The organism is Nonomuraea sp. LPB2021202275-12-8 (genome assembly GCF_037044575.1).
In the GTDB taxonomy this organism is placed as follows: domain Bacteria; phylum Actinomycetota; class Actinomycetes; order Streptosporangiales; family Streptosporangiaceae; genus Nonomuraea.
This window is the reverse complement of sequence record NZ_JBAHWD010000062.1, coordinates 1-19,447: the sequence shown is the minus strand read 5'-3', so window position 1 is coordinate 19,447 and position 19,447 is coordinate 1. Positions and strand designations below refer to the sequence as shown.

Below are 19,447 nucleotides of genomic sequence, written 5' to 3'. Positions count from 1 at the left end.
GGGCTCGCGGCGGACTGACTACACGCACGCCAGACAACCTCGCAACGTGAGCAGCGGAGCGGGTCGTCAAAGGGCAGCGCAAAGGGGCAGTGTAGCCGAACGGCACACGCCTGTCCACTTCGCTCTCGCTGCATGCTCCACGTTGGTCGCAGCATCGCCCGTCCGAGCGTAAACGTCAAGCCCGAAAGCTCGACTTTTAGCCGTCTCAGGGCCTGGACGCTGGGTTTTCTCCCCTGTGTGATCGGTCGCCTACCGCCCGGCCCAAGACGATACCCGCGAACGGGGGCGGCTAACGCTCCGTCACACCGAGGGTCGAACCCATGCCGACAACCGGTGTAGCTGTGACAGAGTTACCCCGAACCATGGCTCCACCAAACCTGATTTTTGATAACAATTGAAGGAAGCGGCGCGCCCGGGCCCTCAAACCGTCCCGATCAAGGTCGACAGATCGGCCACGAGCCAGCGCGATCCTTGCTTGATCATGACGAACCTGGCGCGGTTCTGACTGACCTGTTGCTGGGGCTCCGCCTTGCCGGTGATCTTCTTTACCGTACCCGTGTTCACGAACATCAGAACCTCCACGCGGCCGGGTTCGGCACGCTCCACGGCGGCGGCTGCGACCGCGGCGGTCTGCACGGTCTGCTGGGCTCTCGCCTTGGCCGCCAGCGTGCCCGACAACTCCCGGTAGTGCCTGGTAAGCGCGCCCGTCGTGTGCTCCGCCGCACGCGCCAGATCCTGCTCGATCGTGCGGTGGTCGTAGGACAGCAGATCGGGCGCGACGGCCCGGGCCGCGGCCATCGCCTCGACGCCCGCCGCCTCGCCGTCCCGCATGGCCCGCAGGTCCAGCCAGAGCACTCCCCCGACGGCACCCAGGAACAGCACCAGGACGGCCAGCGACGCGGTCACGACGGTCCTCACGCCACCTGCACCGCCTTCGACACCAGCCACACGCCGGACACCTTGGTCAGGTCCATCGACCACCGGTAGAACCGCTCCTGTGGAGCGTTCTTGGAACCGTCCCAGCGGATCTCCGCATCGGCCACCACGAGCGCCTGGGCCGTCCCTTCCGACATGGACACCAGACCGGCCGCGCGCAGCACGCCCTCCTGCATGACCTTGTTGGCGAGCGTGGTCTGCTTGAGCCTGCCCGCGCCGGCCTCGTACGCGGCCCTGGCCGCGCCCGTCGAGGTGACGATGACCCGATGCAGGTCGCTCTCGACGGTCTTGTAGTTGAGCGAGAGCAGATAGATCGCGTGGATGCTCGCGGCCTGCAGGGCGGCCTGCCGGTCGTCCGCCCTTGCCTGCTCGTCGCGCTCCTGCAACCACAGCCAGGCGACGGCGGCGGTCAGCAGCACCGCCACGGCGGCGAGCACCGGGATCGCGTGGCGGGCGAGCCGAGCGAGGATCTCAGCCACGTTCGCGCCCCCTCCCAGGCCGGTCGCCGGATCATAACCCGCGAGCCCCGGCAGGGGCGTGCGAACCATCCGAAGCCGTCGATATGGCCGTTGATCAGGCGCGGGCACTCTTCACAGCCCGTCCCGCCGCGCTCGCCCGCGATCGGCCGCCGGTTCCGGCGTATCCTGTTGCCGATCGGCGTGAGCCGAGGCGGGATCGGCGGCAGCGCATCGAGATCGCGCCTCAGGCCGGCTACGGGTCTGAGCAGCCCGGCAACGCGAAACCTAGATCAAAAGCCCCCAGATGGCCAGGAGCGCCCCAGAACCACCATGGTGGCGCCAAACCGCCTAAGCGGCTCGCCAGGCCCGTCAACTCTCGCTGAGCGCCCGCAAGCAGGGTCGCAGCAGCCGTGCGACCTCCTCCGGCGACACGTCACGGAGTTCGTCCAGCTCCAGCAGCTGATGCCCCACGGCCACGCCCAGCATGATCGTCGTCATCAGCGCCGCCCGCAGCCGGGCGTCGTCGCCGGACAGGGACTCGCCGATCCGATCGATCTGCCGGCCCAGAACCGCCCGCACCGACGCGGCCGCCTCCGGGTGGGTCAGCATGGACCGCATCATGGCCAGCGACGACGGCGACAGCTCCCCCAGCTTCATCCCGAGCGAGCCCAGCACCTCTTCGATCATCTCCTCGGGCCCCGCCCCGGCAGCGGGCGGCTCGGCCACCTGCACGGCCGCGCCGAACAGCCCCTGCTTGCTGCCGTAGTACTGCATGACCAGGGCTGGATCCACCTCGGCCGCCTGCGCCACGGCCCGGATGGTGGTGCGCTCGAAACCGCGCTCGGCGAACAGCCCGCGTGCCGCCTCGAGGATCCGCCGCTCTGTCCGGCGCCGCCGTTCGGTCCTCGACAGCTCACTCACACGCCGACTCTACATCCGTTGACCGAACGCGATATTTCGCTCTACGCTCGTTGAGTCAACGCCCGTTGAGCGAATGAGGTCCCCCATGTCCGTGCCCGCGATCGTCGCCGCCTTCCACGACGCGATGCTCCACAAGTCAGCCGACGCCCTGGCGAGCCTCTACGCCGAGGACGGCCTGCACGAGTTCCCCTTCGGCGGCCTGCGCCCGTACAAGGGCAGGCAGGAGATCCGCACCGGCTATCAGGCGTCGTGGGGCTCCACCCCCGCCGTCGTGCGCGAGATCCGCAACGTGGTCGTCCACCACTCGACGGACCCAGAAGTGGTGATCGTGGAGCAGGAGACCGTCGTCACGGTCAACGACCACCCGATCACGGTCCCCAGCCTGCTGGTGCTCCGGATCCGCGACGGCCGGATCATCCACACCAGGGACTACATGGACACCTCCGCCATCGCCGCCGTCCGCGCCGCGGGATGACTTCCGGCCCCGCGAAGGGGGCCTGGCACCATCGAATACGGATGCGGGCCCTCAGACTCCCGTACGCGGTCCGTACCACCGAATCCGTACAGGCGGACTCCCCGCGGCTGCGGGCCGTCGGGCTCCCCGTACGGAGTCCGTACACGGCAGGCGTCTTCGACGGAGTCCGGGCATGCGAAAGGGGCGGCACACCCGGCACCTGGGTGTGACCGCCCCTTTGCGATGAAGCGCTGAGCCGCCTCGTGAACGCGTTCTGAGCGAACGAGTTACTTGACGGTGACGGTGGCGCCGGCGCCCTCGAGGGCAGCCTTGGCCTTCTCCGCCTGCTCCTTGTTGACCTTGCCGTCGAAGACGGACTTGGGAGCGCCGTCCACCAGGTCCTTGGCCTCCTTGAGGCCCAGGGACGTGAGGGCGCGGATCTCCTTGATGACCTGGATCTTCTTGTCGCCGGCAGCCTCGAGGATGACGTCGAACTCGTCCTGCTCCTCGGCAGCGGCGGCCTCGCCACCGGCAGCGGCCGGGGCGGCGGCGGCGACCGCGACGGGGGCGGCGGCCTTGACGTCGAAGACCTCTTCGAACTGCTTAACGAACTCGGAAAGCTCGAGGAGGGTCATCTCCTTGAACGCGTCGAGCAGCTCGTCGGTGCTGAGCTTCGCCATGATGTTTCCTCCGTATGGGACTTTCGAAATTTAGGAACGGGACCGCGGGTGTTGCGGCAATCCCCGTCTTACTCGCCCGACTCTTCGCGCTTGGCGCGGAGAGCGTCGGCCAGCTGAGCCATGTTGGTGGGCAGCGCGGCGAACATCGCAGCAGCAGAGCTCTGCTTCGCCTTGATTGCGCCAGCAAGCTTCGCGAGGAGGACCTCACGGGACTCGAGGTCTGCGAGCTTGGTGATCTCGGTGGCGTCCAGCTTCTTGCCGTCGAGGACGCCTCCCTTGATCACCAGAAGGGGATTGGCCTTGGCGAAGTCACGCAGACCCTTGGCCGCCTCGACAACGTCGCCGCTGACGAACGCGATCGCGGTCGGACCGGTGAGCAGGTCGTCGAGACCGGCGAGACCGGCCTCGTTCGCTGCGATCTTGGTCAGGGTGTTCTTCGCCACGGCGAACTTCGCATTCTCACCGAGAGATATGCGCAGCTGCTTGAGCTGGGCAACGGTGAGACCGCGGTACTCGGTCAGAACGGCGGCAGCGCTGCCTTCGAACTCGTTCTTGAGCTCGGCAACCGCTGTCGCCTTATCCGCCCTCGCCATGGGCCTCCTTCCAGATGTGCCACCGGCGAAGGGCCCTGACATGAGAACGGCCCCGGGCGCAGGGCGCACACGGGGCTCGCACACATGATTCACATCATGCGGGAAACTCGCATCACAACCTGCGCGGGCCGTCCACGTATTCGTGGATCCTTCGGTCGCCAGGCATTGAAGGCACCTGACGACGACCGGCGGTCTTCGGCAACGACCAGACTACGGGCTGGCCGCCGAGTTTCCAAATCGCTCTCAGTTGGTGGTGCCCTTGGGCAGCTCACCCACCTGGTCGGCGGGCGGGGCCTGGATGTCGACGGGCTCGTTGAAGCCCTTGAACATCAGCGCCGCGTCCATCGTGCCCCCCGCCTCGGCGCCGCTCATCGTGAGCTTGCGCGGCAGGTCGTCGGAGCCGACCCAGATGTCGAACTTGATGTCCTTCAGCTCGGCCAGGTTCGTCTTCGCCTGCTCCTGCTTGTCCGCGGGCAGCTGCTGGACGGCCGCGTCCACCGGGAAGGTCCCGCTGTAGTGGGTGGTGTCCTCGCCGCCGACGCTCTCGGTGCCGACCGACTTGACGTCCTTCGAGGCGGTCACCATCTTCGTCACGCTCGCCAGGTCGAACTGCTGGATCTGGCCGAGATACTGGTCGACCTGCGCGCGGCTGCCCACGTCGTTGAGCGGCACCTTGATCCACGGCTTGGTGGCGCCGAACATCTCCTTCAGCGCCTCGACCTTGACGTAGACGGTGTCGGAGTGCAGCACGGCCCGCGCTCCGCCGGGCAGCCCCTTGCCGCCGAAGTCGGCGCTGTCGATCGTCAGGTCCACGGCGAGTTGCGGCTTGCTCTGATAGAGCATGCGTCCCTGCAGCTTGCCGTTGCCCTGCTGCGGGTGCTTCATGTTGACGATGGCGTCAACGGTGTAGGAGCTGACGTCGGCCGTCTTCTGCGCGGCCTGCGCCAGCACCTCGGAGGCGGCCAGATTGACCTGGATGGGCTGCGCGTTCGTTCCGCAACCGGCGACTGTGACCGCGACGAGAGCGGCCCCGGCCGCGGCAGTGGCGAGAGAGATCCTGCGCTTCAGCATATTTTGACCCTACGTGTCGGCAGTCTTGCCGGGGCGACTTCCCCGGACATCTCATGGAAAACCCAGGGTCATCCCTGAATCGATCATCGGTCCGGGACACGACAGAGCCCCCGCCGCGATGCGGCGGGGGCTCTGCCAGGCCCTGAAGAGGGCTCTTACCTACGCGTCCAGCTCGGCGGTGAGGCCGCGGGTGGCGTTGGGGTCGACCGGGACGCCGGGGCCCATGGTCGTCGAGAAGGTGACCTTCTTGACGTAGCGGCCCTTGGCGGCCGACGGCTTGAGACGCAGCACCTCGTCAAGGGCGGCGGCGTAGTTCTCGATGAGCTGGCGCTCGGGGAACGACGTCTTGCCGATGATGAAGTGCAGGTTGGCCTGCCGGTCGGTGCGGAACTCGATCTTGCCGCCCTTGATCTCGGTCACGGCCTTGGCGACGTCGGGCGTCACGGTGCCGGTCTTGGGGTTCGGCATCAGGCCACGCGGGCCGAGGACGCGGCCCAGGCGGCCGACCTTGCCCATGAGGTCGGGGGTGGCGACCACGGCGTCGAACTCGTTGAGCCGGTTGCCCTTGGCGATCTCGTCGATCAGCTCGTCGGCGCCGACGATGTCTGCGCCCGCCTCGCGGGCCGCCTCGGCACGGTCGCCGGTCGCGAAGACCAGGACCCGGGCGGTCTTACCGGTGCCGTGCGGGAGGTTGACCGTGCCGCGCACGATCTGGTCGGCCTTGCGAGGGTCGACGCCCAGCCGCAGAGCCACCTCGACGGTGGAGTCGAACTTGGTGGTGGACGTCTCCTTGGCCAGCTTCGCGGCCTCGGCGGGGCTGTAGAGCTTGTCGCGGTCGACCTTGGTCGCCGCGTCCTTGTGCGCCTTGCTGCGCTGCATGTCTGTCTCCTTGTGGTGCGCGGGCCGGGAGCCGGCCCTCCCACGGATCGGGAAAGGTCTTACTCGGCGACGGTGATGCCCATGGACCGGGCGGTGCCGGCGATGATCTTCTCGGCGGCCTCGACGGTGTTGGCGTTGAGGTCCGGCATCTTCGTCTCGGCGATGCTGCGCAGCTGCTCGCGGCTGAGCTTGCCGACCTTCTCCTTGTGCGGGACCGCGCTGCCCTTGTCGAGGCCCAGAGCCTTCTTGATCAGCTCGGGCGCCGGGGGCGTCTTGGTGATGAAGGTGAAGCTGCGGTCTTCGAAAATGGTGATCTCAACGGGGATGATGTTGCCCCGCTGGGCCTCCGTGGCAGCGTTGTACTGCTTGACGAAGTCCATGATGTTGACGCCGTGGGGACCGAGTGCGGTACCGACAGGCGGAGCGGGCGTGGCCTGGCCAGCGGGAAGCTGGACCTTCACCAGTGCCGCGATCTTCTTCTTCGGAGGCATGTGTCCTTCTCCGGGTCCTGATCGTGATGCCGTCCGAACGCGGGTGCGCCCGGACATGTCGGAAGGCCGCCCTTCGCGAAAGGCGGCCAGCCGAACGTCTAAGTGTATGTGATCGTCTTAGATCTTCGAGACCTGGTTGAACGACAGCTCGACCGGGGTCTCTCGGCCGAAGATCGAGACGAGCACCTTGAGCTTCTGCGACTCGGGACTGATCTCGCTCACCGAGGCCGGCAGGGTGGCGAACGGGCCGTCCATGACCGTGACGGACTCGCCGATCTCGAACTCGACGGTGGGTCCGGTGCTGGTCTTGGCTGCGGCCTTCTTGCTCTCCTCGCTCGGCTCCGGGGCCAGCAGCTTGGCGACCTCGTCGATGCTGAGCGGGCTCGGCTTGTTGGACAGGCCCACGAAGCCGGTCACGCCGGGCGTGTTACGCACGGCGGCCCAGGACTCGTCGGTCAGCTCCATGCGCACCAGGACATAGCCGGGCAGCACGCGCTCCTTGACCGGGACCTTCTTGCCGCTCTTGAACTCCTGGACGGTGTGCGTGGGCACCTCGACCTGGTAGATGAAGTCCTCCATGTTGAGCGACACGTTGCGGCTCTCGATGTTGGACTTCACCCGGTTCTCGTAACCGGCGTAGGAATGGATGACGTACCACTCGCCGGGGAGACCGCGCAGTCCGCGCTTGAACTCCTCGACCGGGTCGACGTCAGGCACGACGTCACCGTCTTCGTCGACGGTGGGAGCGGCGTCGGTGGACTCGTCGCTGTCGACGGGAGCCTCGTCGTCGGTCTCGACGGCGGCCTCCTCGTCGCTGCCCGCGACGTCCTCGACGGTCTCCTCAGCGGCCTGGTAGGCCTCTTCCGGCTCGCGGGGCTCGTCCGCCGGCACTGAAGACTCGGACACGGTGACTCTTCCTCTTTCGTCGAATCGATTGGCGACTCCGTCAGGCGGCACCGGCGGCGTCAGGATCAGGCCCCGCCGAAGATGCGCAGAACGACCCAGCCGAAGCCGGCGTCCAGCCCGTAAACGATCGCAACCATGATCGCAACGAATATCAGAACGACCGTGGTGTAGGTGACGAGATCCTTGCGTGTCGGCCAGATGACCTTGCGCAGCTCGCTGATGATCTGCCGATAGAAGAGGGCAGGAGAAGTGCGCTTCTTCTCGCCACTAGGCTTGCCTGCGGTCTCGCCGCGCGTGTCGATCGCCACAGTCCTCACCTGAATCTGTCGTATCCAACGCAGTATGCGGCGCGCTTACACGCCAATTATTGCGCGGACCGCACTCGCAGGGCACGAGGGACTCGAACCCCCAACCGCCGGTTTTGGAGACCGGTGCGCTACCAATTGCGCCAGTGCCCTATGTCGCCAACCACACTACCCTGATTGACTCACTGCCTGGACCGAACCGCACATCGACATGCGGCGGCACGACCAGGCGAAAGTGTACGGGCGATTGCCCGCCACGTCGAACCGAACCTGATCGCCCAGGTCACGCCGCTCGTGGCAGCATGAGGACATGTCCACCCGTCCCCGTGTCTCCACACGGATTTCCGCGATTTCCGAGTCCGCGACTCTCGCCGTGGACGCCAAGGCGAAGGCGATGAAGGCGGCCGGCCGGCCGGTCATCGGCTTCGGCGCGGGCGAGCCCGACTTCCCGACGCCCGACTACATCGTCGAGGCGGCGGTGGCGGCGGCTCGCGATCCCCGCTTCCACAAGTACACCCCGGCGGGCGGCCTGCCCGAGCTCAAGCAGGCGATCGCCGCCAAGACGCTGCGCGACTCCGGTTACGAGGTCGAGGCGTCGCGGGTGCTGGTCACCAACGGCGGCAAGCAGGCCGTCTACGAGGCGTTCGCCACGCTGCTCGACCCGGGTGACGAGGTGCTCGTGGTGGCCCCCTACTGGACCACCTACCCCGAGGCGATCAAGCTGGCCGGGGGCGTGCAGGTGGACGTCGTCGTCGACGAGGGCACCGGCTACCTGGCGAGCGTGGAGCAGCTGGAGGCGGCGCGCACCGAGCGCACGAAGGTGCTTCTGTTCGTCTCGCCGTCCAACCCGACAGGCGCCGTCTACTCGCGCGAGCAGACCGAGGCGATCGGCCGCTGGGCGGCCGAGCACGGCCTCTGGGTCGTCACCGACGAGATCTACGAGCATCTGACGTACGGCGGCGCGGAGTTCACCAGCATCGCCACCGCCGTCCCCGAGCTCGGCGACCGGGTGGTCATCCTCAACGGGGTGGCCAAGACCTACGCGATGACGGGCTGGCGCGTCGGCTGGCTGATCGGCCCGGCCGACGTCGTCAAGGCCGCCACCAACATGCAGTCCCACGCCACCTCCAACGTCGCGAACGTGTCGCAGATGGCCGCGCTGGCCGCCGTCTCCGGCGACCTGTCCGCCGTGGCGCGGATGCGGGAGGCGTTCGACCGCCGTCGCCAGACGATGATGCGGATGCTCAACGACATCCCGGGCGTGTTCTGCCCGGAGCCGATGGGCGCCTTCTACGCCTACCCGACGGTCAAGGAGCTGGTCGGCAAGGAGCTGCGCGGCAGACGGCCCCAGACCTCCGCGGAGCTGGCCGAGCTCATCCTGGAGGAGGCGGAGGTGGCCGTCGTCCCTGGCGAGGCGTTCGGCACTCCGGGTTACTTCCGGATGTCCTACGCCCTCGGCGACGACGACCTGGTGGAGGGCGTCAGCCGGCTGGGCAAGCTGCTGGCCGAGGCCCGCTGAGCGTCTCCGGCGTCCTGCGCGCGACGGGCGGGACGCCGGCTCGCTCCCCCACCGGCACGTCCCGGAGCTCTCCGGCCGGCTCATCGCTGACGTGGACCCGGCCCGTGGCTATGTGACGCCGGCGGCGATCTTGGCGATCTGGCCGGCGATGCCGCCGGTGGCGGCGATGTAGACGGCGGTGCCCGGGCGCTCCAGCCACATGAAGTGGCGCACCCCGCCGCGCGTCTCCCAGTGCAGGGCCGGCTTGCCGTCGTGCATGACGAGCCCGGCCCTGCTGACGAGGGCGGCGAAACGCTCGGCGGAGCGCACCCCGCACACCACCCCGACCCGCAGCTCCTCCTCGCCGAGGCTCCAGGTCTGCCCCTTGACCTCCAGGGGTTCGGACAGGGACTTCACCCGCGCGAACCTGCCCGCCTCGACCGCTCCGGCGGGAATCGCGGCGATCTTGACGGGCACGGAGCCGCAGGCGAGCGTGGGGCCCGGCTGCGTGACGGGGCTGGGCCGCGCGACGGGCGTCTTCGGCGCGGCGGGGCCGCACGCGGCAAGGCAGAGCATCAGGATGACTGCTGCCAGGCGCCGCATGACTACCCCGTGACTTTCAGGTGGACATCAGAGAAAGGGCCCTTAGTCTCCTACAGGAGCTCGGGCGATGCGGCAACAGCGCCGGGCCGTTCGGCGGCGCCGAATTTCCTCTCACCTTGCCCGACGCGCGGAGACCTCAGCAGGTTGGGTGGCAAAATATGGCGATGCCACGGTCCCTGCACACGCTGCCCAAGGCCCATCTGCACCTGCACTTCACCGGCTCGATGCGGCACTCGACGCTGATCGAGCTGGCCAGGGAGCAGGGCCTGCATCTGCCCGACGCGCTGGAGGAAGACTGGCCGCCCAGGTTGCGGGCGACTGACGAGCGGGGCTGGTTCCGCTTCCAGCGGCTGTACGACATCGCCAGGTCGGTGCTCGGGCGGCCGGAGCACGTCTACCGCCTGTTGCGTGAGACGGCGCGGGACGAGGCGGCGGCGGGGTCGCGGTGGCTGGAGATCCAGGTGGACCCGTCCGGCTACGCGCAGCGGTTCGGCGGGCTGACCGCCACGCTGGAGCTCGTGCTGGACGGCGCGGAGCGGGCCGCGCGGGACGCGGGCATCGGCATCGCGGTGGTCGTGGCGGCCAACAGGACCAGGCATCCGCTCGACGCCAACACGCTGGCGCGGCTGGCGGCCCAGTACTCGGACCGGGGCGTGGTCGGGTTCGGGCTGTCGAACGACGAGCGGCGGGGCGAGGCCCGCGACTTCGAGCGGGCGTTCAGGATCGCCAAGCGGGCCGGGCTGCTGGCCGTGCCGCACGGCGGTGAGCTGCTCGGGCCGCGCAGCGTCGCGCAGTGCGTGGACGACCTCGGCGCCGACCGGGTCGGGCACGGGGTGCGCGCGGCGGAGGACCAGCGGCTGATGCAGCGGCTGGCGGACCGGCAGATCTGCTGCGAGGTGTGCCCGACCTCCAACGTGGGGCTCGGGGTGGCCGAGCGGGCGGCCGACGTGCCCGTGCGCAGGCTGTTCGACGCCGGGGTGCCGATCGCGCTCGGGTCGGACGACCCGCTGCTGTTCGGGGCGCGACTGCTGCGCCAGTACGAGCTGGCGCGCGAGACCTACGGTTTTCGCGACGCGGAGATCGCCGAGCTGGCCAGGCAGTCGGTCAGGTCGTCCGCCGCTCCCGATTCGGTGCGCAAGGACCTGATGAAGGGCATCGACGACTGGCTGGTCTCACCGGAGTGAGCCGGCCAGCTCGACGGCCCGCTCCATCGAGGCGGCGCCCTCCAGCCTGTAGCCGATGGTGCCCGCCTCCCAGATGAGGGTGGGGCCGGCCTGGCGCAGCGGGACCTCGGTGCCGTCGGGCCGTTCGAGGTAGCCGAGCGGGTGCTCGCCCGGCACCCACCACCCGGTGACGCCGTTGACCGTGACGTCCTGCGGGTAGGGCGGGCCCAGCCGCTTGAAGAAGTACGGGCTCACTCCCCCGTCGACCTGGTCGAACCTGAGGCCGCCCGGCCAGAACATGGACACCACCCGGCCGCTGTCGCTCACCGTGGCGCTCTGCGGCGGGTGCAGTGCCGTCAGGGTCTTCACCCGGAACCGCTGCAGGGTGGCCAGCTCTTCGGGAGGCACGACGTGCTCGCCGGGCAGCACGGTGGGGGTGGCCACGGGAGTGGGGGTGTCGCTGCCGAGCCGCAGCTCGACCCCGGCGGAGCGGAGGATCGTGAGCACGGCCTGCCTGCCCTGCGGGGTGGCGGCGGTCACGGCGACGACGACGGCCACGACGACCGCGACGACCTTCCACCTGACGCGGCGGCGCCGCTGCGGGCGCACGGCCTCCGGCTGGGGGGCCTCGAGCCGGGCGCGCACGGCCGCTGCCACCTGCTCGGGCGGGGGCGCCGGCACGTCGAGGGATCCGGCGAGGGCACGCAGCTCCGCTTCGAGGTCGTCGGGGCGCTCAGCCGAGCTCATCGCGCACCTCCTCCCTCAGCCGGGCCAGGCCGCGGTGGGTCCTGGACTTGACGCTGCCGATCGGCCAGCCGAGCACCTGGGCGGTCTCGGCCTCCGACAGCTGTAAGAAGTACCGGCAGACGACGGCCTGACGTTCCCGTTCGGGCAGGCCGCGAACCGCCTCCAGCAGCCGGGCGCGACGGTCGGTGGCCACGGCCGCGCCTTCCGGATCGTCCGGTGCGGTGGCGACGGCGGTGGCGCCGAGCCGTACGGAGAGCTCGGACCTGCGCCCGCGCGCCCGGGTCAGGTTGTGCGTCTCGTTGGCCACGATGCGCAGCAGCCACGGCCGGAACGGCGAGTCGCGGTGGAACGACGGCAGGTGCCTGAACGCCTTGACGAACGCCTCCTGCACCACGTCCTCGGCCTCGTCCCCCGCTCCCAGCATGGCGGCGGTGCGGTGCGCGAGCGCGCTGTAGCGGGCGACCAGCGCCTCGTAGGCGGACAGGTCACCCTCGAGCGAGCGGGCGATGGCCTCGTCGTCGTTCATGGACGAGACAGATTCCACCGCATCCGGAGGCCGCGCGGAAGGGCGTTTCGCCCAACAGGTGACCTCCCGTCCTGACCGGGCACTAGACTCGGGCCATTCCACGAGCCCCATAAGGAACGGGACTATGTCTTCTGGGTATGACCGTGTAGTGCAGCCGGCGGCCGGTGACGAGGCCCTGGAGAACCATCTCGGTGGGGACGAGGCCAAGAACTACCGGCAGTACGAGTTCGACATGGTCGCCCCTCATGTCGGCCGTTCGATGCTGGAGATCGGCTCGGGGCTCGGGCACTTCGCCGAGCAGTTCCTGCCGAGGCTCGACCGGCTGGTCGTGAGCGACTTCGACCCTTACTGCGTGGAGCAGCTCAAGAAGCGTTTCGAGGGCCGCGACGAGATCGACGTGCTGCAGTTCGGCCTGCCGACGGAGATCCCGCTCAAGGACAAGGTCGACACGGTCGTCATGATGAACGTCCTGGAGCACATCGAGGACGACGCCGAGGCGCTGCGCTCGCTGGCCCGGGTGACGTTGCCCGGTGGCCGGATCATCATCTGGGTGCCCGGCTACATGCAGCTTTACGGGGACTTCGACCGCAAGGTCGGCCACGTCCAGCGTTACACGCCCAAGACCCTGCGCGCCACGGTCGCCAAGGCCGGCCTGGACGTCGACGTGCTCAAGCCGATCAACTTCCTGGGCGGCATCGCCTGGTGGGCGGCGGTGCGCCGGGGCGGCGTCGGCTACCCGGACCCGCGCCTGGTCAAGATCTACGACCGCACGGTGGTGCCGGCGACGCGGCTCATCGAGCGGTTCATCCGCCCGCCGTTCGGCCAGACGGTCTTCTGCGTCGCCCGCGTCCCCGGCTAGTCGGCGCGCGGCCCGGCCGGAGACGGCGAGCCGAGGCTCACTACTTGATCGATCCGGCGGTCAGGCCGCCGACCACCTTCCGCTCGATGAGCGCGAACAGGATGATGACCGGGATGGTGGCGATCACCGAGCCGGCGAACAGGTTCTGCCAGTCGACCTGATACTGGCCGATGAACGAGTTGAGGGCCACGGTGAGCGGCTGGTTCTCGGGCGTGGTGGTCAGCGTCAGCGCGACCACGAACTCGTTCCAGGCGGCGATGAACGTGAAGATGAGCGCGGTGATGACGCCGGGCATGGCCAGCGGCAGCGTGATGCGGAACAGCGCGCCGAAGCGGCCGTTGCCGTCGATGAAGGCGGCCTCCTCCAGCTCGCGCGGGATCGAGGCGAAGTAGGCGTTCAGGATCCACACCGCGAACGCCAGGTTGAACCCGCCGTTGACCAGGATCAGCGACCAGATCGAGTCGACCAGCCCGAGCTGCGAGAACTCGCGGTAGATGCCGACCAGCATGGCCGTGGGCTGGAACATCTGGGTGATCAGCACCAGGACCAGGAAGAAGGTGCGGCCCCGGAAGTCGTGCCGGGCCGAGTAGTAGGCCGCGGGCAGCGCCACCAGCAGCACCAGGACGGTCGAGCCGGCCGCCACCTGGAGGGTGACCACCAGGTTGCCGGCCAGCCCGCTGCTCCAGAAGTTGACCAGGTTCGACCATTCCCACCCCGAGGGCAGGAGGGTGGCCTCGCGCAGCGTCTCCTGGGGGCGCAGCGAGGTCAGCACCATCACCAGGTAGGGGAACAGGAAGATGAACGCCACCACGTAGGCGACGGCGGCGACCAGGGTCGTCTTGAGCCTGGGCATGGCGCGTGGAGCGCGCGGCGCGGACCTGGCGTGGGTGTGCGCGGACGCCTGCGGAGCCGTCTTGACGGCCATCACGCCACCGCCCTGTTCCATCGGGAGATCTTGAGGAAGACCGCGGTGATCACGAGCACCATTCCGAAGTTGACCACCGACATCGCGGCGGACTCGCCGATGTCGGAGCTCTTGAGGATGAACATGAGGATGGTCGAGGTCGCCGTCGAGTAGCCCGGCTGGCCGTGGGTCATCGCCCAGATGATCGGGAAGCTGTTGAAGACGTTCATCACGTTGATCAGCGCGGCGACGGTGAGCGCGGGCCTGAGCAGCGGCAGGGTGATCGACCAGTAGGTCCGGATCGTGGTGGCGCCGTCCATCTTGGCGGCTTCGTACACGTCGGAGGGGATCGTGGCCAGTCCGGCCAGCAGCGCGTACGTGGTGAACGGCACCGAGACGAACACGGCCACGAACACCAGCCACGGCATGGCCGTGGCGGCGTCGCCGAGCTGGTCGGCCGAGGCGCCGCCGAGCGCGTCGATGAGCCCGAGCTTGAGCCTGATCTGGTTGATCACGCCGACCTCGGGGTCGAGCATCCACTTGAAGACGATCGCCGTCATCAGCACCGAGGCCGCCCAGGGCGCGATCAGCGCCCAGCGGGCCACCTTGCGGCCGGGGAAGCGCTGGTTGAACAGCTGGGCGAGGGCGAGCGAGATCAGCACGGTGAGGACCACGACGGCCACCACCCAGATCACGCTGCGGACCATGATGTCCGCGAAGTCCTTCTCGTTGAACAGCTTGTCGTAGTTGGCCAGCCCGTTGTAGCCGCGGACGATGCCGACCCTGCTGATCTGCAGGAACGACGAGCGGATCATCTCGACGACCGGCCAGAGGACGACGAGGGCGATGAGCAGCACGGCCGGCCCGACCCAGGCGAGGGGCTCCAGGGCGCGCAACCTTCTCATGAAGAACCTTCCATGAAGGTACGGCCGGCGCCCCGGAAGCGGGACGCCAGCCGTACGGACCCCCGATGGATCAGCTGGCCTCGGCGGTCTTCTGCAGCTCGCCGAGCACCTTGGCCGGGTCGTCCTTGACGGCTCCGCCGATCGTCTGCTTGATCTGCGGGTTCACCGTGGCCCACTTCGGGTCCTGGAACGGGTAGAAGCTGGCGTTGGGCAGCGCGTCGAGGAACGGCTTGAGCTTCTCGTCGCCGGACAGCTTCTCGATGCCGCCCTTGGTGACGGGCAGCAGCTTGTAGGTGTCGCTGATCTTCTGGGCGGCGGTGCCGGTGTAGAAGAAGTCGAAGAACTTCTTGATCTCGGCGGCGTGGCCGTTCTTGTTGAACGCCATGATCCAGTCCATGACGCCGAGGGTGGTGTCGAGCGGGCCCGCCTTGCCGGGGATGGGCACGACGCCGTAGTCCTTGAGGCCGGCCGCGTCGAAGATCGGGATCGACATGGGGCCGCCGTTGACCATGCCGACCTTGCCGGCGCCGAAGTCCTCCCAGACCGTCTTGCGGTCCTTGGTGCCGGGGTTGGGGGTGGTCAGTCCGGCGTCGACGAGGCCCTTGACGTAGCCGAAGGTCTCGACGTTCTGCGGGGAGTTGATCGCCCACTTGCCGGAGGCGTCCTTGTAGCCGCCGCCGTTGCCGAGCATCCACAGGAAGGACTCGGCCTGGGCCTCCTCCTGGCCGAGCGGGAGGCCGAAGGGCTGGCTGACGCCGGCGGCCTTCAGCTTCTCGGCCGCGGCCTTGAGCTCGTCCCAGGTCTTCGGCGGCTCGGCGATGCCGGCCTTGGTGAACAGCTCCTTGTTGTAGAACAGGGCGCGGGCCGAGGAGACGAACGGGATGCCGTAGCCGGTGCCGTCGACCTTGCCGAACTCCGCGAACTTCTCCAGCATGTCGCCGGAGGTCGCGGGCGACAGCACCTCGTCGACCTTGTACAGCAGTTGGTCGGCGACGAAGCCGGAGTAGTCGCCGGTCTGCAGGATGTCGGGCACCTGACCGTTCTGGATCATGGTGGCGACCTGCTTGTCGATGTCGTTCCAGTTGATGACCTGGACGTCGACCTTGATGTTGGGGTTGGCCGCCTGGAACTCGTCCACGACGCCCTTCCAGAACGTCTCGCCCGAGTTCGGCTTGCCGGGACCGTCGCCGTAGTCGGCGGCGACCATCTTCAGCGTGACCTGGCCGCCCTCGGAGGCCTGGTCACCGCCGCCGGTGCTGGGGGTGCTGGAGCCACAGCTGGACAGGACCAGCGCGGTCGCCAGGCCGAGAGCGGCGCCGCCCACAAGTTTCATGTTCACCGTAAGTACCGCCTTCTCGTCGGACGGGTCATGCTGGTCCGTACCAGTCAGCAGACCCTGCCCAGGGGGATGGGGCCGCGCGAGACGCGGCTCGACGCGTTTGCGCCAGAGTAAGCCTCGGTTCAGCGGCCGGTCTATACCGGTTGGTCTCGGTTTCACAACACCAAAGCCGGAAAACCCTCGCAACCGGTCTAGACCACGCGTCAGAGGATTTTCCTCCGCACGTTCTCCCCGCCCTGGGGCGACCCGATCCACGGCCCCTCGATCGACGGGTCGAGGATGCCCTCCTCCAGGAAGGTGTAGCGGCCGTCGAGCACGTAGCCGGCCAGCCGGACGTCCTCGGTGTCGCTGTTGTCCCAGAGCCTGTCGAACAGCGCGTCCACCCGCCGCCTGGCCTGCCGGCAGAAGGTGTCGGCCAGCTCGTACGGCCTACGGCCCAGGTCGTGGGCGTCCTCCTCGGCCCTGACGCAGACCGCCGTCATCGCGAACACCTCGGCGCCGATGTCCACGATCCGGGCGAGGAACGACTGCTTGTGCTCCAGCCCGCCCTGCCAGCGCGACATCCCGTAGAAGGTGGTCCTGGCCAGCTTCCTGCTGGTCCGCTCCACGAAACGCAGATGTGCCGCCAGCGGTCCGAAGGTCGCGTAGGCGGTGGGCAGGTTGCCGGCGCCGGTCACCAGGCCGGGCAGCCAGCGGGCGTAGAAGGCGCCGGCCCGTTTGAGCGCCTGGGCGCGTTCCTGGCGGGAGGCGTCCGGGTTGATCAGCTCGCCGGCCGCCGACAGGTGCGCGTCGACCGCCTCCCTGGTGATGAGCAGGCGCATGATCTCCGAGGAGCCCTCGAAGATGCGGTTGATCCGCGAGTCGCGCAGCATCTGCTCGGCCGGGACCCCGCGCTCGCCGCGCGCTGCCAGCGACTCGGCCGTCTCGAAGCCGCGCCCGCCCCTGATCTGGACCAGTTCGTCGAGCACCTGGTAGGACAGCTCGGACGCGTACAGCTTGGCCAGCGCGGCCTCGATCCTGATGTCGTTGCGCTGGTCGTCGGCCATCCTCGCGGTCAGGTCGCAGACGGCCTCCAGCGCGTAGGCGGTGGCCGCGATGAATGCGATCTTGGTGGCCACGGCCTCGTGCTCGCCGACCTTGCGGCCCCACTGGACGCGGGCGTTGCACCACTCGCGGGCGATCTTCACGGCCCACTTGGCGTTGCCCGCGCACGTGGCGGGCAGCGAGAGCCGGCCGGTGTTGAGCGTGGTGAGCGCGATCTTCAGCCCTTCGCCCTCACGGCCGATGAGGTTGCGGGCCGGGACTCTGACCTGGGAGAACTCGGTCACCCCGTTCTCGATGCCACGCAGTCCCATGAACGCGTTGCGCCGCTTGACCGTGATGCCCGGCGAGTCGCCCTCGACCACGAAGGCGCTGATCTTCTTGCCGGTCCTGGCCATTACCACCAGCAGGTCGGCGATCACGCCGTTGGTCGTCCACAGCTTGACGCCGTCGATCACGTACTCGTCGCCGTCCCTGACCGCGGTGGTCGCCAGGCGGGCCGGGTCGGAGCCCACGTCGGGCTCGGTCAGCAGGAAGGCGGATATTTCGCCCCGCGCGCACCTTGGTAGGAATTCTCGCTTCTGCTCCTCGGTCCCGAACTGCTTGAGCGGCTGCGGCACCCCGATCGACTGGTGCGCCGACAGCAGCGTCGCCAGCGCGGGGCAGTAGGAGCCGACGAGCATGAGCGCGCGGCAGTAGTACAGGTACGGCAGGCCCAGCCCGCCGTACTCCTCGGGGATCGTGATCCCGAAGGCCCCGAGCCCGGCCAGTCCCTTGACGACCTCGTCGGGCACCTGCGCGGTCCGCTCGATGAGCGCCGGATCGACGTGCCCGTCGAGGAAGCGCCGCAGCGCCCTGACGAACTCCTCACCTCGCTTGGCGGCCTCGTCGGGAATCCCCGGAGCTGGATGCACCAGATCCAGCCGCAGATCCCCGAGGAACAGTTGCTTGGCGAAGCTCGGGCGGGACCACTCTCGCTCACGGGCCTGCTCGCCGAGTTCCCTTGCCTTGGCGTAATCGCTCATAGCATCCTCCCGCCGACAGTACGCCTGAAGAAGATTGCTGTGTACTGCCCGCACGACGCCGCTTTGCGCCCTCTGTACCAACCTTTCTCGTACGGATCAGCCGGGGAAGCGGATGTAGGCCGGAGGCACCCGCGACACCAGCCAGACGCCGTTGGCGCTGACATGGAAGTCGTGGCCGGCGGCGTGCATGGCCGCCGCGTCCACCGAGAGCACCACCGGCCTGCCCCGGCGGGCGCCGACCCGGGTGGCCGTCTGGGGGTCGGGCGACAGGTGGACGTGGTGCCGGCTCATCGGGCGCAGCCCCTCGGCACGGATCGCGGACAGACTCCCGGCCACCGTGCCGTGGTAGAGGAACGCCGGGGGCTCCCGCACCGGCAGGCCCAGATCCACGGTGACCGAATGGCCCTGGTTGGCACGGATGCGGCCGCCGTCCAGGGCGTAACGCTGCTTGTCGTTGTCCTGGACGACCTGGGCGAGCTCCGCCACGGTGATCGGAAAGCCGTGAGCCGCCGCCGCCCCCAGGAAGGCGTCGACGTCCACCCAGCCGTTCTCGTCCAGCTCGATGCCGATGCGCTCGGGCTCGTGCCGCAGGTGCTTGGCCAGATATTTCGAGACCCGGACCATGCGTCGTTCGTCCATCATCGCTCCAGGCGGCGCTGATCGGTTGTGGCGTCTACTGTCTCAAAGATGCGCCTTCTCCCGTAACGCCCTCGGGGCGGCAACCGAGCCTGCCATGCGGCGATAAATCGGTTGTGTCGTGCGCGGGCCGGTGACTAGTGTCATGGACATGCGCCTTTACCTGTAATGCGCCTGGGCCCGATCGGCCCGGCCTCTCAGCCACCCCGCCCATGCAGACGCGGCCGCTGAGCTTGCGTACCCGGCTTCGGCCGCGTCGCCATTCACGTAAAGGAGCCAACTCATGCGCGTACGTTCATCCGGCAAGAAGAAGCGGAACCTCCCCGGCCATCCCGGCCGGGAGTTGCCGCCCATGCCCCGGCAGATGCCCAAGGCGCCGCAGCGGCCGCTCGCGCCGCCCAGGCGGATCCCGTCCAAGGGCCGATGAGACTACTACCTGGATGGTAGTAAGCGCGGTGTACGCCCCACGCCATGGGCGAACCACGCACGATGCCCCGGTCCCTCACC

At 68.6% G+C, this 19,447-nt stretch carries 23 protein-coding genes and 1 tRNA gene; 5 read left to right on the top strand and 19 right to left on the bottom strand.

What is annotated here, in order from left to right; genetic code table 11:
* Window positions 1-420 precede the first annotated feature (420 nt).
* The 3 genes from V5E28_RS47190 to V5E28_RS47180 form a co-directional block, all read right to left on the bottom strand.
* Window positions 421-918, bottom strand: coding sequence for a hypothetical protein (locus tag V5E28_RS47190; RefSeq protein WP_336216855.1), 498 nt, complete (start codon window positions 916-918; stop codon window positions 421-423).
* A complete protein-coding gene (locus V5E28_RS47185) occupies window positions 915-1,415 on the bottom strand; it encodes a hypothetical protein (protein ID WP_336216854.1) in 501 nt (166 codons plus the stop codon). The genes V5E28_RS47190 and V5E28_RS47185 overlap by 4 nt, the downstream gene beginning before the upstream one ends.
* Window positions 1,416-1,763: 348 nt before the next feature.
* Entirely contained in the window at window positions 1,764-2,315 is a 552-nt protein-coding gene (locus tag V5E28_RS47180) for a TetR/AcrR family transcriptional regulator (RefSeq protein WP_336216853.1), read from the bottom strand.
* A gap of 85 nt (window positions 2,316-2,400) precedes the next feature.
* Between V5E28_RS47180 and V5E28_RS47175 the strand changes: the two genes are divergently transcribed.
* Window positions 2,401-2,790 carry a nuclear transport factor 2 family protein gene (locus V5E28_RS47175; protein WP_336216852.1) on the top strand — a complete coding sequence of 130 codons (390 nt, stop codon included), beginning with the start codon at window positions 2,401-2,403 and terminating at the stop codon, window positions 2,788-2,790.
* Window positions 2,791-3,056: 266 nt separating this feature from the next.
* Here the strand turns inward: V5E28_RS47175 and rplL are convergent, their stop codons facing one another.
* From rplL to V5E28_RS47135, 8 genes are all read right to left on the bottom strand, one after another.
* Window positions 3,057-3,449, bottom strand: a complete 393-nt coding sequence (gene rplL, locus V5E28_RS47170) for a 50S ribosomal protein L7/L12 (protein ID WP_336216851.1) — start codon at window positions 3,447-3,449, stop codon at window positions 3,057-3,059.
* 68 nt (window positions 3,450-3,517) lie between these two features.
* The gene (gene rplJ, locus V5E28_RS47165) at window positions 3,518-4,042 is read right to left on the bottom strand and encodes a 50S ribosomal protein L10 (protein ID WP_336216850.1); all 525 of its coding nucleotides are present in this window, start codon (window positions 4,040-4,042) and stop codon (window positions 3,518-3,520) included.
* Window positions 4,043-4,285: 243 nt separating this feature from the next.
* Window positions 4,286-5,113 (bottom strand): DUF1396 domain-containing protein, encoded by an 828-nt coding sequence (locus tag V5E28_RS47160; protein WP_336216849.1) that lies wholly within the window; start codon window positions 5,111-5,113, stop codon window positions 4,286-4,288.
* Between the two features lie 159 nt (window positions 5,114-5,272).
* Window positions 5,273-5,992, bottom strand: coding sequence for a 50S ribosomal protein L1 (gene rplA, locus V5E28_RS47155; protein ID WP_336216848.1), 720 nt, complete (start codon window positions 5,990-5,992; stop codon window positions 5,273-5,275).
* 59 nt (window positions 5,993-6,051) lie between these two features.
* Entirely contained in the window at window positions 6,052-6,483 is a 432-nt protein-coding gene (gene rplK, locus V5E28_RS47150; protein ID WP_336216847.1) for a 50S ribosomal protein L11, read from the bottom strand.
* Between the two features lie 117 nt (window positions 6,484-6,600).
* Complete coding sequence (nusG, locus tag V5E28_RS47145; protein WP_336216846.1) at window positions 6,601-7,389, bottom strand: transcription termination/antitermination protein NusG; 789 nt, start codon at window positions 7,387-7,389, stop codon at window positions 6,601-6,603.
* A gap of 65 nt (window positions 7,390-7,454) precedes the next feature.
* Window positions 7,455-7,697 (bottom strand): preprotein translocase subunit SecE, encoded by a 243-nt coding sequence (secE, locus tag V5E28_RS47140; protein WP_336216845.1) that lies wholly within the window; start codon window positions 7,695-7,697, stop codon window positions 7,455-7,457.
* Between the two features lie 77 nt (window positions 7,698-7,774).
* Window positions 7,775-7,847, bottom strand: a tRNA-Trp gene (locus tag V5E28_RS47135).
* A 157-nt stretch (window positions 7,848-8,004) separates the two neighbouring features.
* Between V5E28_RS47135 and V5E28_RS47130 the strand changes: the two genes are divergently transcribed.
* Entirely contained in the window at window positions 8,005-9,213 is a 1,209-nt protein-coding gene (locus V5E28_RS47130) for a pyridoxal phosphate-dependent aminotransferase (RefSeq protein ID WP_336216844.1), read from the top strand.
* A 108-nt stretch (window positions 9,214-9,321) separates the two neighbouring features.
* On the opposite strand, the gene V5E28_RS47125 is transcribed toward V5E28_RS47130, so the two are convergent.
* Window positions 9,322-9,795: a hypothetical protein gene (locus V5E28_RS47125; RefSeq protein WP_336216843.1), complete on the bottom strand. Its 474-nt coding sequence runs from the start codon at window positions 9,793-9,795 to the stop codon at window positions 9,322-9,324.
* 164 nt (window positions 9,796-9,959) lie between these two features.
* On the opposite strand from V5E28_RS47125, the gene V5E28_RS47120 reads away from it, so the two are divergent.
* Complete coding sequence (locus V5E28_RS47120) at window positions 9,960-10,979, top strand: adenosine deaminase (RefSeq protein ID WP_336216842.1); 1,020 nt, start codon at window positions 9,960-9,962, stop codon at window positions 10,977-10,979.
* Here the strand turns inward: V5E28_RS47120 and V5E28_RS47115 are convergent.
* A complete protein-coding gene (locus tag V5E28_RS47115) occupies window positions 10,968-11,705 on the bottom strand; it encodes a hypothetical protein (RefSeq protein WP_336216841.1) in 738 nt (245 codons plus the stop codon). The two genes, V5E28_RS47120 and V5E28_RS47115, sit on opposite strands and share 12 nt — an antisense overlap.
* Entirely contained in the window at window positions 11,692-12,231 is a 540-nt protein-coding gene (locus V5E28_RS47110; protein WP_336216840.1) for an RNA polymerase sigma factor, read from the bottom strand. The genes V5E28_RS47115 and V5E28_RS47110 overlap by 14 nt, the downstream gene beginning before the upstream one ends.
* Before the next feature lie 124 nt (window positions 12,232-12,355).
* On the opposite strand from V5E28_RS47110, the gene V5E28_RS47105 reads away from it, so the two are divergent.
* On the top strand, window positions 12,356-13,090 hold the full coding sequence (locus tag V5E28_RS47105) for a class I SAM-dependent methyltransferase (protein WP_336216839.1): 735 nt from the start codon (window positions 12,356-12,358) through the stop codon (window positions 13,088-13,090).
* Between the two features lie 40 nt (window positions 13,091-13,130).
* Here V5E28_RS47105 and V5E28_RS47100 read toward each other — a convergent pair whose 3' ends face one another.
* From V5E28_RS47100 to V5E28_RS47080, 5 genes are all read right to left on the bottom strand, one after another.
* A complete protein-coding gene (locus V5E28_RS47100) occupies window positions 13,131-14,036 on the bottom strand; it encodes a carbohydrate ABC transporter permease (protein WP_336216838.1) in 906 nt (301 codons plus the stop codon).
* Window positions 14,015-14,899, bottom strand: a complete 885-nt coding sequence (locus V5E28_RS47095; protein WP_336216837.1) for a carbohydrate ABC transporter permease — start codon at window positions 14,897-14,899, stop codon at window positions 14,015-14,017. The genes V5E28_RS47100 and V5E28_RS47095 overlap by 22 nt, the downstream gene beginning before the upstream one ends.
* A 70-nt stretch (window positions 14,900-14,969) precedes the next feature.
* Window positions 14,970-16,232: an extracellular solute-binding protein gene (locus tag V5E28_RS47090; RefSeq protein WP_336216856.1), complete on the bottom strand. Its 1,263-nt coding sequence runs from the start codon at window positions 16,230-16,232 to the stop codon at window positions 14,970-14,972.
* A gap of 209 nt (window positions 16,233-16,441) precedes the next feature.
* On the bottom strand, window positions 16,442-18,304 hold the full coding sequence (locus V5E28_RS47085; protein WP_336216836.1) for an acyl-CoA dehydrogenase family protein: 1,863 nt from the start codon (window positions 18,302-18,304) through the stop codon (window positions 16,442-16,444).
* A 96-nt stretch (window positions 18,305-18,400) separates the two neighbouring features.
* Entirely contained in the window at window positions 18,401-18,943 is a 543-nt protein-coding gene (locus tag V5E28_RS47080) for an RNA 2'-phosphotransferase (protein ID WP_336216835.1), read from the bottom strand.
* Window positions 18,944-19,223: 280 nt separating this feature from the next.
* Here V5E28_RS47080 and V5E28_RS47075 point away from each other — a divergent pair, with 280 nt between their 5' ends.
* Complete coding sequence (locus tag V5E28_RS47075; protein ID WP_336216834.1) at window positions 19,224-19,367, top strand: hypothetical protein; 144 nt, start codon at window positions 19,224-19,226, stop codon at window positions 19,365-19,367.
* The last annotated feature ends 80 nt before the right edge of the window (window positions 19,368-19,447 follow it).

Coding starts and splice junctions, on each gene's coding strand:
- V5E28_RS47175 (WP_336216852.1), top strand. CDS start 2,401: ATGTCCGTGCCCGCGATCGTCGCCGCCTTCCACGACGCGATGCTCCAC.
- rplL (WP_336216851.1), bottom strand. CDS start 3,449: ATGGCGAAGCTCAGCACCGACGAGCTGCTCGACGCGTTCAAGGAGATG.
- rplJ (WP_336216850.1), bottom strand. CDS start 4,042: ATGGCGAGGGCGGATAAGGCGACAGCGGTTGCCGAGCTCAAGAACGAG.
- V5E28_RS47160 (WP_336216849.1), bottom strand. CDS start 5,113: ATGCTGAAGCGCAGGATCTCTCTCGCCACTGCCGCGGCCGGGGCCGCT.
- rplA (WP_336216848.1), bottom strand. CDS start 5,992: ATGCAGCGCAGCAAGGCGCACAAGGACGCGGCGACCAAGGTCGACCGC.
- rplK (WP_336216847.1), bottom strand. CDS start 6,483: ATGCCTCCGAAGAAGAAGATCGCGGCACTGGTGAAGGTCCAGCTTCCC.
- V5E28_RS47130 (WP_336216844.1), top strand. CDS start 8,005: ATGTCCACCCGTCCCCGTGTCTCCACACGGATTTCCGCGATTTCCGAG.
- V5E28_RS47125 (WP_336216843.1), bottom strand. CDS start 9,795: ATGCGGCGCCTGGCAGCAGTCATCCTGATGCTCTGCCTTGCCGCGTGC.
- V5E28_RS47120 (WP_336216842.1), top strand. CDS start 9,960: ATGCCACGGTCCCTGCACACGCTGCCCAAGGCCCATCTGCACCTGCAC.
- V5E28_RS47115 (WP_336216841.1), bottom strand. CDS start 11,705: ATGAGCTCGGCTGAGCGCCCCGACGACCTCGAAGCGGAGCTGCGTGCC.
- V5E28_RS47110 (WP_336216840.1), bottom strand. CDS start 12,231: ATGAACGACGACGAGGCCATCGCCCGCTCGCTCGAGGGTGACCTGTCC.
- V5E28_RS47105 (WP_336216839.1), top strand. CDS start 12,356: ATGTCTTCTGGGTATGACCGTGTAGTGCAGCCGGCGGCCGGTGACGAG.
- V5E28_RS47100 (WP_336216838.1), bottom strand. CDS start 14,036: ATGGAACAGGGCGGTGGCGTGATGGCCGTCAAGACGGCTCCGCAGGCG.
- V5E28_RS47095 (WP_336216837.1), bottom strand. CDS start 14,899: ATGAGAAGGTTGCGCGCCCTGGAGCCCCTCGCCTGGGTCGGGCCGGCC.
- V5E28_RS47090 (WP_336216856.1), bottom strand. CDS start 16,232: ATGAAACTTGTGGGCGGCGCCGCTCTCGGCCTGGCGACCGCGCTGGTC.
- V5E28_RS47085 (WP_336216836.1), bottom strand. CDS start 18,304: ATGAGCGATTACGCCAAGGCAAGGGAACTCGGCGAGCAGGCCCGTGAG.
- V5E28_RS47080 (WP_336216835.1), bottom strand. CDS start 18,943: ATGGACGAACGACGCATGGTCCGGGTCTCGAAATATCTGGCCAAGCAC.
- V5E28_RS47075 (WP_336216834.1), top strand. CDS start 19,224: ATGCGCGTACGTTCATCCGGCAAGAAGAAGCGGAACCTCCCCGGCCAT.